This window comes from Streptomyces wedmorensis (assembly GCF_000716445.1).
GTDB classification, from domain to species: domain Bacteria; phylum Actinomycetota; class Actinomycetes; order Streptomycetales; family Streptomycetaceae; genus Streptomyces; species Streptomyces wedmorensis.
In genome coordinates this window covers 1-14,760 of sequence record NZ_JNWK01000018.1, presented here as the reverse complement: position 1 = coordinate 14,760, position 14,760 = coordinate 1, and the positions used below count along the sequence as shown (strand labels likewise).

The following is a 14,760-nucleotide window of genomic DNA, read 5'->3' as shown; positions in this document are numbered from 1 at the left end:
AACTGTTGACGTTACGTTCGAGCCGAACCTACGCTCCTCGGACCGTCAGCAGAGCTCCCGTACGGAAGGTCACGATGTCGAAGCGCGTGCTTACGACCGAGTCCGGCGCCCCCGTCGCCGACAACCAGAACTCCGCCACCGCCGGCGTCGGTGGCCCGATCCTCCTGCAGGACCAGCACCTGCTGGAGAAGCTCGCGCGCTTCAACCGTGAGCGGATCCCGGAGCGCGTGGTGCACGCCCGCGGTTCCGGCGCGTACGGCTACTTCGAGGTGACCGACGACGTCACCGGCTTCACGAAGGCCGCCTTCCTCTCCGAGGTCGGCAAGAAGACCGAGACCTTCCTCCGCTTCTCCACCGTGGCCGACTCGCTCGGCGGCGCGGACGCGGTGCGCGACCCCCGTGGCTTCGCGCTGAAGTTCTACACCGAAGAGGGCAACTACGACCTCGTCGGCAACAACACCCCGGTGTTCTTCATCAAGGACCCGATCAAGTTCCCCGACTTCATCCACTCCCAGAAGCGCGACCCCTTCACGGGCAAGCAGGAGCCGGACAACGTCTGGGACTTCTGGGCGCACGCCCCCGAGGCCACGCACCAGATCACCTGGCTCATGGGCGACCGCGGCATCCCGGCCTCGTACCGTCACATGAACGGCTACGGCTCCCACACCTACCAGTGGACCAACGAGGCGGGCGAGGCCTTCTTCGTCAAGTACCACTTCAAGACGAACCAGGGCATCCGCTCCCTCTCCGCCGAGCAGGCCGCCGAGCTCGTCGGCAAGGACGCGAACTCGCACCAGACCGACCTGCTCCAGGCCATCGAGCGCGGTGTGAACCCGAGCTGGACCCTGTACGTCCAGGTCATGCCGGCCGCCGAGGCCGCGGACTACCGCTTCAACCCGTTCGACCTGACCAAGGTGTGGCCGCACAGCGACTACCCGCTCCAGCGCGTGGGCCGCCTGGTCCTCGACCGCAACCCGGAGAACGTCTTCGCCGAGGTCGAGCAGGCCGCGTTCTCCCCGAACAACTTCGTCCCGGGCATCGGCCCCTCGCCGGACAAGATGCTCCAGGGCCGCCTCTTCGCCTACGCGGACGCCCACCGCTACCGCCTCGGCGTGAACCACACCCTGCTGCCGGTGAACGCCCCCAAGGCGACCACGGCCCAGAACTACGGCCGGGACGGCTTCATGGCCACCCGCAACGGTTCGCGCCACGACAAGAACTACGAGCCCAACTCGTACCAGGGCCCGGCCCAGACCGACGCCGCGCTCTCCGCGCCGCTCGCGATCCACGGCTGGACCGGCACCCACGAGGCGCCCGCGCACACCAAGGACGACGACTTCTTCCAGGCCGGCGAGCTCTACCGCCTGATGTCCGAGGACGAGAAGGGCCGCCTGATCGCCAACATCGCCGGCGGTCTGTCCCAGGTGTCCCGCGAGGACGTCATCGAGAAGAACCTCGCGCACTTCGCCGCCGCCGACGCGGACTACGGCAAGCGCGTGGCCGAGGCGGTCCGCGCCCTGCGCGAGGACTGATCCCGACACCCAGACTGCGTACGGCACCTGACGGGAGGTCAGTGCCGTGCGCGGTCCGGATCGCCGGCCCGGATGAGGGGTGGCCGGCGGACCGGACAAGCGTGAGGACCGCGGCGGCGTCGAGCCAGTGCGGTGGTAAGGACGCAGGCCCCCTTCTTGACCTGAAAGAAGGGACCGGCCGACGCGCCCGTCGACACCGCCGCGGTCCCAACGCCCCAGCCCGCCCCTTCGGGACCCGGGCACACCACCCCGGCCCGCCCCTTCGGGGCCCGGGTGCACCACCGAGCCACCGCCCGGCGGCGCGAACGTCCTGTCGCGCCAGCCTCGTGCCGTCGGGCGGTCATCAGGCGGGAGAGCGCGGAACCAGGTTTACGGTCCCTGGTTCCGCGCTCTTCTCCGTTCCGGGGCAAGCACGTCTCCGGGGCAAGCGCATCGTTTCTGCGGTGAAGATCCGCACCCGCTCGGACGAGCGCAGCGCGAGTTGGGCCCGCCGCGCCGCGGCACCGGGGTTATCCACTCTTACATGATCAAGAACCTGGTGCGGGGCCTGACCCCGCTCGCGCTGATCCTGTCGCCCCTGGCCGCCCCCTCCCCCGCCCTGTCCGCGAACGTCGTCCTGCTGCCCGACGCGCTCGCCGAACTCACCGAGGCCGCCGAGGACCCGGACGGGTACAAGGAGACGGCGTTCCGCCACTGGAACAAGGGGCTCGACCCCGCGGACGACTGCGACACCCGCTCCGAGGTGCTGCTCGCGGAAGCCGTCGACGCGCCCCGGGCCGGGGCGGATTGCGCCCTCACCGGCGGCCGCTGGACCTCGTACTACGACGGCCAGAACGTCACCGACCCGGCCATGCTCCGCGTCGACCACCTCGTCCCGCTGCGGGAGGCCTGGGAGTCGGGGGCGTCCGGCTGGACCGCGGCGCGGCGGGAGGAGTACGCCAACGACCAGGGCGCGGCCGCGACCCTCGTCGCCGTCACGGCCCGCAGCCGGCGGGACAAGGCGGGCCGGGACCCGGCCGAGTGGGTGCCCTCGGACGCCGGACGGTACTGCCGCTACGTCGGCGAGTGGGTGGCCACCAAACTGCGCTGGGGCCTGTCCGCCGACAAGGACGAGGTGGAGGCGCTCAAGCTGTTCGCCGACGGTCCCTGCGAGGAGACGGTCGTGCTGCGCTCGACGGCCCCTCGGTAGATCCCGCCCCGCGCCCGGCGCGCTCGGCGCGGGCCAGGCAGAACGTCACGGCGAGCGAGGCGGCGGCGAGCACCGCCATCCCCGTGCGCGGTGACGTGTACTGGGCCAGGGCGCCGGCCAGCGCGGCGCTCACCCCCTGGAGGGCGAGCATCCCCGAGCTGTGCAGCCCGAGGGCGTGACCGCTCAGCTCCTCGGGCACCAGCTCCATCAGCCGTTCCTGGTGCAGCAGGCTCGCCCCGTATCCCACCGCCGACACGGTCACGGCCGCGACCGCGAGCGACGGCCCCGGGTCGAGGACGAAGAGCAGGAACGGGGCCGCGAGCAGCGCCTGGAGCGGAAAGCGGACCCGGCCCCGCAGCCGCGCCGGTACGAAGCGGCCGACGGCGGTGTCCCCGGCCAGCATCCCGAACGCGCCGCACGCGAAGAGCAGCCCGGCGCGCTCGGGGGCGTACGGCACGAACAGCGACTCGCAGCCGACGACCAGCCCGTTCGGCACCCACAGGGCGAGGTAGGCGCGGCGGCGGGCGGGCGAGGACCACAGCAGCGCGTTGCTCCGCCATGTCTCGGCGACCGACGCCCGCCCGGCCGCCCGGGGCGGACGCGCCCCGAGGCCGAGGCGGGCGGCGACGGCGGCCGCGAGGTACAGCCCCGCACCGACGAGGACCGCGCCACGCGGCGAGAGCAGGGCGACGAGGAGCCCGCCGGTGGCGAAGCCGCCGATCTGGCAGACGCCGACGGCCATGTTCGTCACCGACCGCCCGAGCAGGTACTCCTCGCGCGGGAGGATCTCGTTCAGGAGTCCGTGGCGCACCCCTCCGCCCAGCGACGCCGCGAGCCCCTCGGCGAGGAGGACCGCGAAGACCGCCCACGCGGGCAGTCCGGGGATCGCCAGGACGCCGGTGGCCAGCGTGAAGAACAGGGCGACGCCGGAGAGCGCGGCGCGCGGCGGCAGCCGGTCGGCGGCCGACAGCAGCGTGGTCGCGCCGACGAGCTGGGCGAGCGAGGGCCCGAAGAGCGCGAGGGCGGACAGCAACGGCGAGCCGGTCGCCCGGAAGACGAGCGTGGCGAGCCCGAGTCCCGCGACGGTCTGCGCGGCCGTCTGCGCCGAGCCCGCGAGGAAGAGCGGGGTGAATTCGGGGGTACGGAAGAGGGTGCGGTAGCGGGGCATGCGGGCAGTCTCGGGGTGGGGCTGCCGCCTCGATATCGTTTCGCGGAGGAGCGAAACGTCGGTGGGGGCGGCGGACGGCCGCGTCGGCGGGGCGACCCCGCCGGCAGATGCGGCGGGCGCGTCGTGCGGGCAGGCCGGCCACCGGGCGGGCCGGCCCGCGGGCGCGTCACATCGGCGGGCCGGCCTCCAGAGGCCGGCCCTCAGGTGGGCAGGGCCGCGGGCGCGTCGTGCGGGCAGGTGTGCGGGCGCGGCGTCGGGGCAGGTGTGCGGGCGCGTCATGGGGGCGTGCGCGGAGGTGAAGGGCGGGGCGGGCGGCGTGGGCTGGTGGCAGATCGGTACGGATTCCCTGGCCGGGAGCAGGTTCGTCGTCTCGCCGCTCGCCGAGACGGTGGCGGCGCTCAAGACCCTGCACGCGGCCGTCGGCACCCACCCGGGCGAGCGGGCCTGGCTGGCCGCGCACCTGCCCGCGTACCGGGAGCGCCTCGCGGCCGAGCCGCTGGACGCGCTCCTCGTACGGGCCGCCCTCGGGCCCACCTGGAACGCCGACTTCCTGACGCCGACGCCGACCGGCGAGCGCGAGCGGTCCTTCGAGGAGGAGGTCGCGGCGGTCCGGGACGCCGAACCGGGCGACGCCGTGCCCCAGTTGGAGGTCGCGGTCGGCGGGCCCGTACCGGAGCCGCTGAGGTCGGCGGGAGATCTGCCGCGCCGGATGGCGGAGGTCCTGACCTGGGTGTGGCGGGAGACGGTGCTGCCCGACTGGCCGCGCCGCCGCAGGGTGCTGGAGGCCGATGTGGTGGCGCGGACCGCCCGGTTGGGCCGGGGCGGCTGGGCGGCGGCCCTCGACGAGCTCTGCCCGGGCCGGTTGCGCTGGCTCGGCGACGGGCGTCTCCAGGTCAACACCCGCGCCTATCCCCCGCGTTCGGTCGACGGGGGGCGGTTGCTCTTCGTGCCGGTGACCCCGAGCACGGGCTGGGTTTCGTGGGAGGGAACGGAGCGGTTCGCGGTCGTGTACGCGTGCGCGGGCGTGCTCGCGGACGGTGCGGGCCCGGTCGTGCCGGAAGGGCTCGGCGCGTTGCTCGGAACGGCGCGGGCCGGGGTCCTCGTACGACTCCAGGACCCCAAGTCCACCAGTCAGTTGGTCGCGCTCACCGGGCAGGGCCTCGGTTCGGTGGGCCGGCACCTGAAGATCCTGCGGGACGCCGGGCTCGTACGCCGGGGCCGTGCGGGCCGGTCGGTGCTGTACGAGTGGACGGAGGCGGGCGCGGTGCTCGTACGGGCGGCGGACCGGAGCCGGGACCCCGGTCGAGCCGACACCCCTGCCCGGCCCGGGGGCCCGGAACGGACGGCGGTGCGGGAGCGGACGCCCGGACCGGAGCGGACTGCGGGCCCGGAGCGGACTGCGGGCCCGGAGCGGACTGCGGGCCCGGAGCGGACTGCGGGCCCGGGACCGGCCGGGGGGCGCTGAACGCGGGACGGCCCCCGCCCCGGTGCTCCTCGGGGTGGGGGCCGGGTCACGGCTCCGGGGATCAGACCAGGAGGGCCTTGATCGCGGTCGGGGCGTGGCCGGGCTCGGTCGCGAGCTCCTCGAACTCGGTGACGTCGCTCATGTCGACCGTCTTGCTCATCGCGATGTTGGTGATGCGCTCCAGGATGGCCTCGACGACGACCGGGACCTGGTGCTCGACGGCCAGCTTCTTGGCTTCCTCCAGCGCCTCGCCCAGCTTGTCCGGGTCGGTGACGCGGATGGCCTTGACGCCCAGGCCCTCGGCGACCTTGACGTGGTCGACGCCGTAGACGCCGATCTCCGGGGTGTTGATGTTCTCGAACTCGAGGTTGACCTCGAAGTTGATGCCGAGGCCGCCCTGCGCCTGACGGATCAGACCGAGGTAGGCGTTGTTCACGAGGACGTGGACGTAGGGGACCTTGTGCTGGGCGGCGACCGCCAGCTCCTCGATCATGAACTGGAAGTCGTAGTCGCCGGAGAGCGCGACGACCGGGGTCTCCGGGTCGGCGGTGGCGGCGCCGATGGCGGCCGGGATGGTCCAGCCGAGCGGGCCGGCCTGGCCGCAGTTGATCCAGTGGCGCGGCTTGTAGACGTGCAGGAACTGCGCGGCGGCGATCTGGGAGAGGCCGATGGTGGTGACGTACCGGGTCTCCGGGCCGAACGCCTTGTTCATCTCCTCGTAGACGCGCTGCGGCTTCATCGGGATGTTCTCGAAGTGCGTGCGGCGCTGGAGGGTGGCCTTGCGCTCCTGCGCGGAGGCGGCCCAGGCGGAGAAGTCGGGGAGCTTGCCCTCGGCCTTCAGCTCCTTGGCGATCTCGATGAAGAGTTCGAGCGCGGCCTTGGCGTCGGAGGCGATGCCGTAGTCGGGGGCGAAGATCTTGCCGAGCTGGGTGGGCTCGATGTCGACGTGGACGAACTTGCGGCCCTTGGTGTACGCCTCCAGGTTGTAGCCCGTGTGGCGGTTGGCCCAGCGGTTGCCGATGCCGAGGACGAAGTCCGACTCCAGGAAGGTCGCGTTGCCGTAGCGGTGCGCGGTCTGGACGCCGACCATGCCGGCGGCGAGCTCGTGGTCGTCCGGGATGGTGCCCCAGCCCATCAGGGTGGAGATGACCGGGATGCCGGTCAGCTCGGCGAACTCGACGAGCAGGTCGGTGGCGTCGGCGTTGATGATGCCACCGCCGGCGACGATCAGGGGGCGCTCGGACTCCAGGAGGAAGCTCAGCGCCTTCGCGGCCTGCGCGCGGGTGGCCTGCGGCTTGTAGACCGGCAGCGGCTCGTAGGTCTCCGGGTCGAACTCGATCTCGGTCAGCTGGACGTCGATCGGCAGGTCGATGAGGACCGGGCCCGGGCGGCCGGAGCGCATCAGGTGGAAGGCCTGCTGGAAGACGCCGGGGACCTGCGCGGCCTCCAGGACGGTCGTGGCGGCCTTGGTGACCGGCTTGGCGATCGTGGCGATGTCGACGGCCTGGAAGTCCTCCTTGTGGAGCTTCGAGACCGGGGCCTGGCCGGTGATGCAGAGGATCGGGATGGAGTCCGCGATCGCCGAGTACAGGCCGGTGATCATGTCGGTGCCGGCGGGGCCGGAGGTGCCGATGCAGACGCCGATGTTGCCGGCCTTGGCACGGGTGTAGCCCTCGGCCATGTGGGACGCGCCCTCGACGTGGCGGGCGAGCGTGTGGCCGACCCCGCCCACGTTCTTGAGCTCGCGGTAGAAGGGGTTGATCGCCGCGCCGGGGACGCCGAACGCCTGGGTGACGCCTTCGCGCTTGAGGATCTCAACGGCCGCTGCGGCGGCGGTCATACGAGGCATGGGGTGCTCCTGCTTCGGCCGGTCGGAGACGGGCGCGCGCTGCGGGCTCGGAAGCCCATCGCGGCCTGTTTCCGTAATGCGGAAATACTGTTCTGCTATACGGAAGCAATGTAGGTGGGGTCACGGAGGGCCGTCAAGAGAAGTCCGCCCGGCGGGATCAGCGAAGTGGCCGAACACCCTCCCCCGGGGTGGCGCAAGGGTGGACGATGGGGCGGAACGACAGGGGGTTGGGTTGTGGGCGATTCCGTACCGGTGCGCTGCCCGGAGTGCCTGCGTACGCAGGCGTACGCGGCGCCGGTCTTCCCCTGTGCGTGCGGCAGCCCCGTGGCACCACCGGTGACGGCCGGCGCCACGGCGGAACCGATCACGCACCGGAACTGGACGGACGAATGGGTCACCGTCCGCTGCGGCGCCTGCGGCCGCGAGGACGACTGGCCCCACCCCGAGCTCGGCTGCTCCTGCGGCACGGTCCTCCGCGTCCCGGTCCGCCCGGTGACCGACCCCGGCACACCACCGGCCCCCGGCTCCGCGTCCGCACCCGGTTCCTCCCCGGCCCCGCCCGGCACCCTCCCCGGCGCGGACGACGCCGGCCCCACCCGTACGGCGCCGGGAGCCGCCCCGCAGGGCGGCGGAGCAGCACCGGCCGCCCCCGGTTCCGGGGCCCCCGCGTCCGGCGGCGGGCACGTCGAGTCCTGGCCGGAAACGGCACACGGCCGCGGGAGCGCGGGCGGGAGCGGGAACGAAGGCGGGACCGCGGGGTCCGACGGAACCGGGTCGGGCAGCAGCGGGTGCGGCGCCGACGGGAGCGGCGGAGGCCCGGACCCTTCCGCCCCGGCCCGGTCACGGGCCGCCGAGCCCGGCTCGGAGTGGTTCGGCAGGGGGCCCGGCGCGCGGGGCGGAGCGGGTGCGAGCGGGCACGGCGCCGGCGGCGGGCACGGCGCCGGCGTCCCCCGGGAGGACGGCCCGCGCGCGGACGAACCGCGTGCGGACGACCCCCGTGCGGGCGGATCACACGCCGAGGGCCGCCGTGCGGACGGGCCGCGGGCGGAGACCTCGCGGGCCGACGAGCCGGAGACGGGGCGCGCGGCGGCCGGACCCGGCGCGGCGACGCAGAGCGCGGCGGGCGTGCCGCCGCGGGTCGGTGCGCACCGCTCGTTCGCCGATCGGTACCCCGCGCACATTCCGCTGCCTCCGACGGCGCCGCGCCCGGCCCCCGTGCGGGACGCGTTCCGGCCGGTGACGATCCGCACCGCGCGGGACGCGGTCGCCGCCGCGGCCGGGTACCTGCGGTGGCTCGGGTTCCGGGACGTCGTCCAGCCCGAGGAGCGCCCGGCCTCCGGGGTGGACCTGCGGGCGCCGGGGCTCGTCGCCCAGGTCGACCCGAGCACCCGGCAGACCGGACTGCGGGCGGTCGAGTGCCTCTGGCTGAACGGGCTGAGCGCCTCGGCGGTGAGCGTGTTCTTCTCGCTCGCCGGCTACACCCCGGAGGCCCGTTCGCGCGCCGCCGAGGTGGGCCTCCCGCTGTTCGTCCTCGACCTGACCGGGACCCCGCAGCCGGTGAACCACGCGGCCGACGAGCTGGCGGCGGGCGGAGCCTGAGGGCTCAGGGGGTGCCGAGGCGCCCCGCACACGACACCTCGGCATCCGAAACCGGCCATTCACGCGTGACGATCATGTTCCGCCGGGCACAACTCCCTCTGGGGGTGGGCGTCATGACGACGGGGATGTGGTGGTTCATCGGTGCCGCGTGGGGAGAACTCCTCCTCGCCGCCGCGCTGTTGCGAACCCGCAGCCGGGAAAGCGGTGCACTGGACGGGAACGAGGTGCCGCCGCCGCAGGCGCTCGCGCTGCTGCGGGGCGGGCGGCGGGCGGCGGTGACCGTCGCGCTGGTGGCGCTGCACCAGCGCGGGGCGGTCGCGGCGGGCCGCAAACATACGATTCGGGCCAACGGCGGCCCCGGCCGGACCAGCGACCCCGTACAGCTCGGCGTGCACGGGGCGCTCCACCGGGCGTTCGCGCTGCGGGCCCTCGCCTCGCGCCCCGAGGCGCGGCGGGGCGTGGACGCGCTGCGCGCCGAGCTCCGCGGGTCGGGGCTGCTGCGGCCGCTCGCCCGGCTGTGGGCGGCCCGGGTGCTGCTGGGCTGCGTGCCGCTGACGGTGGTGGCGGGAGCGGCGGCGGGGCTGGTCGCGCCGGGGCCCTCCGGTGCGCACGTCGCGGCGGCGGTCGCGGCCGGCGTGCCCGCGGTCCTCGCGGCGGTGGCGCTGCTGCGGCTGCCGCCTGCCACCCGGGCGGCGGGGCGGCTGCTCGACGGCCTGCGCGAGCGGTACCCGCTGCCGGCCCTCCGCAGCGAGGTCACCGACGGGCGTCTCGTCCAGCTGTACGTCGCCCTGTACGGCGATCCGGCGCTCGCGCTGTTCCTGCCCCGCTTCTCCCGCGAAGGCGGCCTCCTGGACCGCCCCGCCGCCGAGCCCCCGAGCGGGAACCCGTACGCGATCCCGACCGCCGAAGACCCGAGCCGAAACCCCTGCCCGGAACCGGCCGACGGGCCCCCGAGCCGGAGCTCCTACCCGAACCCCGCCGACGGGCCCCCGCGCCGGAGCCCCTCCACGGACCCGGCCGACGGTGGAGACGGGAACCAGCCGCGTCCGGAGGGTGGTCCCGGCACGGGCGGGTCTCGTCCGTGACACCGCGCCATACTGTCCTATGCGCATCAGAGCGGCCGCTCCGGCCGAACTCCCGCTGCTCCAGGACATCGAACGGGCGGCGGGCGAGCCGTTCCGTTCTCTCGGCATGGCGGCGATCGCCGACGACGACCCCCTGCCCCTGGACGTCCTGGAGACGTACCGCCGCGCGGGCCGGGCCTGGGTCGCGGTGGACGCCGCCGACCGCCCGGTCGCGTACCTGCTCGCGGACACCGTCGACGGCTCGGCCCACATCGAGCAGGTGTCGGTGCACCCGGACGCCGCCCGCCGGGGCGTCGGCCGGGCGCTGATCGAGCACCTGGCGGCCGCCGCCAGGGAGCAGGGCCTGACGGCCCTGACCCTGACGACGTTCACCGAGGTCCCGTGGAACGCCCCGTACTACGCGCGGCTCGGCTTCCGGCCGCTCGCCGAGTCCGACCCGGCCCTCACGGACGGCCTGCTCGCCATCAGCCGGGCCGAGGCGGCGCACGGTCTGTCCGCGTGGCCCCGGATCTGCATGCGCCGGGAGGTCGACTGACGGCGGAGGCCCTGCCTCAGGCGGAGCCGTACCGCTGCCTCAGCTCCACCTTCCGCACCTTGCCGCTGACCGTCATGGGGAACTCGGTGAGGATCTCGACCCTGCGCGGGACCTTGTAGTGGGCGAGCCGGTCCCGGCAGAAGGCCGTGACGTCCTCCAGGGTCGGCGGGTCGGCAGGGTCGCGGGGGATGACGCAGGCCAGGATCTCCTCGCCGTACCGCTCGTCGGGGACGCCGACGACCTGGACGTCGGCGATCTTGGCGTGCCCGTACAGGAACTCCTCGATCTCGCGCGGGTAGACGTTCTCACCGCCCCGGATGATCATGTCCTTGATGCGGCCGACGATCTGCACGTAGCCGTCGTCCCGCATCACGGCCAGGTCGCCGGTGTGCATCCAGCGGCCGGCGTCGATCGCCTCCGCGGTCTTCCCGGGCTCGTCCCAGTAGCCGAGCATCACGCTGTAGCCGCGGGTGCACAGCTCCCCGGCCGTCCCGCGTCGCACGGTCAGGCCGGTGGCCGGGTCGACGACCTTCACCTCGACGTGGGGCATGACGCGGCCGACGGTGCCGGTACGACGTTCGAGGTCGTCGTCGCGGCGGGTCTGCGTGGAGACGGGCGAGGTCTCGGTCATGCCATAGCAGATCGACACCTCCGCCATGTTCATCTCGGCGACGACCCGCTTCATCACCTCCACCGGGCACGGCGAGCCGGCCATGATCCCGGTGCGGAGCGAGGAGAGGTCGTACGTCGCGAAGTCGGGCAGGCCGAGTTCGGCGATGAACATCGTCGGCACGCCGTAGAGGGAGGTGCAGCGCTCCTCCTGCACCGCCCGGAGGGTGGCCGCCGGGTCGAAGGAGGCGGCGGGGATCACCATGCAGGCGCCGTGCGAGGTGGCCGCGAGGTTTCCCATGACCATGCCGAAGCAGTGGTAGAAGGGCACCGGGATGCAGACGCGGTCCTGCTCGCTGTAGGCGATCATCTCGCCCACGAAGTAACCGTTGTTGAGGATGTTGTGGTGGGAGAGCGTGGCGCCCTTCGGGAAGCCCGTAGTCCCCGAGGTGTACTGGATGTTGACGGGATCGTCGCAGGACAGCTCGAACGCGCGGATCCGGAGGTCCTCGGCGAGGTCGGGCGTCCCCCGCCGGAGGAACTCGTCCCAGCCCGGGTCGCCGAAGTAGACGGTCTCCCGCAACCGCGGGCATTCGCCGCGGACTTCGTCGACCATGGCCCGGTAGTCGCTCGTCTTGTGGGCGAGGGAGGCGAACAGCAGGGAGATGCCCGCCTGCTTGAGCACGTACGCCAGCTCGTGGGCGCGGTAGGCCGGGTTGATGTTGACCATGACGGCGCCGATGCGGGCGGTGGCGTACTGGACGAGCACCCACTCGGCGCAGTTGACCGCCCAGATCCCGACCCGGTCGCCCTTGGCGACACCGCTGCCGAGGAGCGCGCACGCCAACCGGTCGACGTCCGCGCCGAATTCGGCGTACGTCCAGCGTCGCCCGGTGGGCACGTCGACGAGCGCCTCCCGGTCCGGCCAGGCGGCGACGGCCCGGTCGAGGTTGGCGCCGATCGTGTCGCCGAGGAGCGCGGTGGTCGACACGCCGTGCGCGTACGAGAGTTCCGCGACGCCCGTGGCACTCTTCGCCGTGCTGGTCATCCGAGGTCTCCTTCCAGGTACTCCTTGCCGCCGCCCTCCGCGGTGAGCCGGCGCAGCTCCACGCGGCGGATCTTGCCGGAGACGGTCTTGGGCAGGTCGGCGAACTCGATGCGGCGGACGCGCTTGTACGGGGCGAGGACCGCGCGCGAGTGGGCGAAGAGCGCCTTCGCGGTCTCCTCGTCCGGCTCCCAGCCCGCGGCGAGGACGACGTACGCCTTCGGGACGGCGAGCCGCACCGGGTCGGGGGCGGGGACGACGGCGGCCTCCGCGACGGCCTCGTGCTCCAGCAGCGCGCTCTCCAGCTCGAAGGGGCTGATCTTGTAGTCGGAGGCCTTGAAGACGTCGTCCGACCGGCCGACGTAGAAGATGTAGCCGTCCTCGTCGCGGGAGCCGATGTCGCCGGTGCGGTAGTAGCCGTCCGCCATCGCCTCGGCCGTACGCTCCGGGTCCCCGTGGTAGCCGGTCATCAGGCCCACCGGGTGGGCCGACAGGTCGAGGCAGATCTCGCCCTCCTCGACGTCCGGGCGGCCGGTCACCGGATCGACGAGGGTGACCCGGAAGCCGGGGCTCGGCCGCCCCATGGAGCCCTCCTTGAGGCGCTGGCCCGGGCTGTTGGAGACCTGCACGGCGGTCTCGGTCTGGCCGAAGCCGTCCCGGATGGTGACGCCCCAGGCCCGCCGGACCGACTCGATGACCTCGGGGTTGAGCGGCTCGCCGGCGGCGACGACCTCTCGGGGCGGGGTCTTCAGCTGGCCGAGGTCGGCCTGGATGAGCATCCGCCAGACCGTCGGAGGGGCGCAGAAGCTGGTGACGCCGTTGCGCTCCATCTCGCTCATCAGCCGCGCCGGGTCGAAGCGCGTGTAGTTGTGGATGAAGACCGTCGCCTCCGCGTTCCACGGGGCGAAGAGGTTGGACCAGGCGTGCTTGGCCCAGCCCGGCGAGGAGATGTTGAGGTGCACGTCGCCGGGCTTGAGGCCGATCCAGTACATGGTGGAGAGGTGCCCCACCGGGTACGAGGTGTGGGTGTGCTCGACGAGCTTGGGGCGGGCGGTGGTACCGGACGTGAAGTACAGCATGAGCGTGTCGTCCGCGAGGGTGCCGCCGTCGGGCTCGAAATCGGCGGACTCGCGGGCCGCGTGCTCGTACCCGAGCCAGCTCACGCCGTCGCCGCCGACCGCGATCCGGGTGTAGTCGCCGGGCACGTCGTCGAACTTGGCGGTGTCCTCGGCCCGCACGATCACGTGCCGGGCGCGTCCCCGGTCGACGCGGTCCCGCAGGTCGGCGGGGCCGAGCAGCGGCGTGGCGGGGATGACGACGGCCCGCAGCTTCATCGCGGCGAGCACGGTCTCCCACAGCTCGGCCTGGTTGCCGAGCATCACGATGATCCGGTCGCCGGCGCGCACGCCCTGGGCGCGCAGCCAGTTCGCGACCCGGTTCGAGCGGGCGGACATCTCCGCGAAGGACACCTTCGTCTCGGAGCCGTCCTCCTCGACGAGGTGCAGGGCGGTCCGGTCGTTCCCCTCGGCGATCACGTCGAACCACTCGAGCGCCCAGTTGAAACGGTCGGGCCGGGGCCAGGCGAAGCCCTCGTAGGCCGTCTCGTAGTCGTCGCGATGCCGGAGCAGGAAGTCCCGGGCCGCCCGGAACCCCTCCGTCGCGCTGGTCGCGCTCGCTGCCGTCATGTGTCCTCCTCGTTGCGGGACCGGTCCCGGACATCGTGTAATCAGTGACCCAGGTCTCACTACCCCCTTTCGGGGGTGAAGGAGTGGTTCCGTGCCCGAGAAGACGGAAGCGGTGGAGTTGCGGACGGCGCTGCTGCGGCTCAGGCGCGCCAGCGGGCTGCCCGTCGTCTTCGGCGGACTGCTCCAGGAGGGCCGCACGCTGCGGATCGCCGAGCTGAGCGGGGCTGTGACGCCGGCGCTGAGCGGCCTCGCGATCTCGGCCGGCTCCGGTCTCGGCGGGAAGTGTCTGGCGCTGTCGCGGCCGTGCGCGGTCACGGACTACGCGTCCTCGCGGCACATCACCCACGAGTACGACGTGCCCGTCTCCGCGGAGGGCCTGCGCGCGGTGATCGCGGTCCCCGTCGTCGTCCGCCGCAAGGTGCGCGGTGTGCTGTACGGGGCGCTGCGCGAGTCCCTCCCGATCGGAGAGCGTGTCTTCGACGCCGCGATGGCGGCGGCCCGTGACATCGAGCAGGCCCTCGCAGTGCGGGACGAGGTGCGGCAGCTGCTCGCTCCTCCGCCTCCCGCCCCGTCCTGGGAGGAGGTCCGCCAGGCGTACGGGGAGCTGCGCGAGTTGGCCCCGAAGATCGTCGACCCCTCACTCAGAGAGCGTCTCATCGCCGTCTGCGGCCGCCTCGAATCGGCCTCCGGCGCGGGGCCCACCGCCCCCGGGGTCTCCCTGACGCCGCGCGAGACGGACGTCCTCGCGGTGGTCGCCTCCGGTGCGACGAACACGGCGGCGGCCGAGCGCCTCGGCCTGCGCCCGGAGACCGTGAAGGGCTACCTCCGCTCGGCGATGCGCAAGCTGGGCGCCCACACCCGTCTGGAGGCCGTGGTGGCGGCCCGGCGGGCGGGGGCGCTGCCCTAGGTGTATTGATCACGAGCGTTGTTGACACTGGTCTGGTCTTGAACATGGCGAAGACCTCCGGTGTGGTGGGAGCTGTCTAGGAACTCACCTCA

10 protein-coding genes and 1 pseudogene are annotated in these 14,760 nt (G+C 73.3%); 7 read left to right on the top strand and 4 right to left on the bottom strand.

Going from position 1 to position 14,760, the window contains the following annotated elements; translation table 11 throughout:
• Positions 1–74 precede the first annotated feature (74 nt).
• Both OO54_RS16605 and OO54_RS16600 read left to right on the top strand, forming a co-directional pair.
• Positions 75–1,532, top strand: coding sequence for a catalase (locus OO54_RS16605; protein ID WP_033203895.1), 1,458 nt, complete (start codon positions 75–77; stop codon positions 1,530–1,532).
• 523 nt (positions 1,533–2,055) lie between these two features.
• Positions 2,056–2,721 carry an HNH endonuclease family protein gene (locus OO54_RS16600; RefSeq protein ID WP_033203893.1) on the top strand — a complete coding sequence of 222 codons (666 nt, stop codon included), beginning with the start codon at positions 2,056–2,058 and terminating at the stop codon, positions 2,719–2,721.
• On the opposite strand, the gene OO54_RS16595 is transcribed toward OO54_RS16600, so the two are convergent.
• Entirely contained in the window at positions 2,657–3,889 is a 1,233-nt protein-coding gene (locus tag OO54_RS16595; RefSeq protein WP_033203891.1) for an MFS transporter, read from the bottom strand. The genes OO54_RS16600 and OO54_RS16595 overlap by 65 nt on opposite strands.
• A gap of 277 nt (positions 3,890–4,166) precedes the next feature.
• Between OO54_RS16595 and OO54_RS16590 the strand changes: the two genes are divergently transcribed.
• Positions 4,167–5,354: an ArsR family transcriptional regulator gene (locus tag OO54_RS16590; protein ID WP_342450915.1), complete on the top strand. Its 1,188-nt coding sequence runs from the start codon at positions 4,167–4,169 to the stop codon at positions 5,352–5,354.
• Between the two features lie 61 nt (positions 5,355–5,415).
• Here the strand turns inward: OO54_RS16590 and gcl are convergent, their stop codons facing one another.
• Positions 5,416–7,194 (bottom strand): glyoxylate carboligase, encoded by a 1,779-nt coding sequence (gene gcl, locus OO54_RS16585; RefSeq protein ID WP_033203889.1) that lies wholly within the window; start codon positions 7,192–7,194, stop codon positions 5,416–5,418.
• A gap of 1,179 nt (positions 7,195–8,373) precedes the next feature.
• Here gcl and OO54_RS16575 point away from each other — a divergent pair.
• From OO54_RS16575 to OO54_RS16565, 3 genes and pseudogenes are all read left to right on the top strand, one after another.
• A pseudogene (locus OO54_RS16575) lies at positions 8,374–8,802 on the top strand (hypothetical protein); the annotation flags it as partial.
• 113 nt (positions 8,803–8,915) lie between these two features.
• On the top strand, positions 8,916–9,887 hold the full coding sequence (locus OO54_RS16570) for a TIGR04222 domain-containing membrane protein (protein WP_234439219.1): 972 nt from the start codon (positions 8,916–8,918) through the stop codon (positions 9,885–9,887).
• Positions 9,888–9,906: 19 nt separating this feature from the next.
• Positions 9,907–10,422: a GNAT family N-acetyltransferase gene (locus tag OO54_RS16565; RefSeq protein WP_033203886.1), complete on the top strand. Its 516-nt coding sequence runs from the start codon at positions 9,907–9,909 to the stop codon at positions 10,420–10,422.
• A gap of 16 nt (positions 10,423–10,438) precedes the next feature.
• Here OO54_RS16565 and OO54_RS16560 read toward each other — a convergent pair whose 3' ends face one another.
• Together OO54_RS16560 and OO54_RS16555 are read right to left on the bottom strand one after the other, a co-directional pair.
• Positions 10,439–12,079: an AMP-binding protein gene (locus tag OO54_RS16560; RefSeq protein WP_033203884.1), complete on the bottom strand. Its 1,641-nt coding sequence runs from the start codon at positions 12,077–12,079 to the stop codon at positions 10,439–10,441.
• A complete protein-coding gene (locus tag OO54_RS16555) occupies positions 12,076–13,761 on the bottom strand; it encodes an AMP-binding protein (RefSeq protein ID WP_033203882.1) in 1,686 nt (561 codons plus the stop codon). The genes OO54_RS16560 and OO54_RS16555 overlap by 4 nt, the downstream gene beginning before the upstream one ends.
• 91 nt (positions 13,762–13,852) lie before the next feature.
• Between OO54_RS16555 and OO54_RS16550 the strand changes: the two genes are divergently transcribed.
• On the top strand, positions 13,853–14,668 hold the full coding sequence (locus tag OO54_RS16550; protein WP_033203880.1) for a helix-turn-helix transcriptional regulator: 816 nt from the start codon (positions 13,853–13,855) through the stop codon (positions 14,666–14,668).
• The last annotated feature ends 92 nt before the right edge of the window (positions 14,669–14,760 follow it).

Bases quoted from the DNA above. Each gene is read 5' to 3' on its own strand.
- OO54_RS16590 (WP_342450915.1), top strand. From the start codon at position 4,167: ATGGGGGCGTGCGCGGAGGTGAAGGGCGGGGCGGGCGGCGTGGGCTGG.
- OO54_RS16605 (WP_033203895.1), top strand. From the start codon at position 75: ATGTCGAAGCGCGTGCTTACGACCGAGTCCGGCGCCCCCGTCGCCGAC.
- gcl (WP_033203889.1), bottom strand. From the start codon at position 7,194: ATGACCGCCGCCGCAGCGGCCGTTGAGATCCTCAAGCGCGAAGGCGTC.
- OO54_RS16555 (WP_033203882.1), bottom strand. From the start codon at position 13,761: ATGACGGCAGCGAGCGCGACCAGCGCGACGGAGGGGTTCCGGGCGGCC.
- OO54_RS16570 (WP_234439219.1), top strand. From the start codon at position 8,916: ATGACGACGGGGATGTGGTGGTTCATCGGTGCCGCGTGGGGAGAACTC.
- OO54_RS16600 (WP_033203893.1), top strand. From the start codon at position 2,056: ATGATCAAGAACCTGGTGCGGGGCCTGACCCCGCTCGCGCTGATCCTG.
- OO54_RS16595 (WP_033203891.1), bottom strand. From the start codon at position 3,889: ATGCCCCGCTACCGCACCCTCTTCCGTACCCCCGAATTCACCCCGCTC.
- OO54_RS16565 (WP_033203886.1), top strand. From the start codon at position 9,907: ATGCGCATCAGAGCGGCCGCTCCGGCCGAACTCCCGCTGCTCCAGGAC.
- OO54_RS16560 (WP_033203884.1), bottom strand. From the start codon at position 12,079: ATGACCAGCACGGCGAAGAGTGCCACGGGCGTCGCGGAACTCTCGTAC.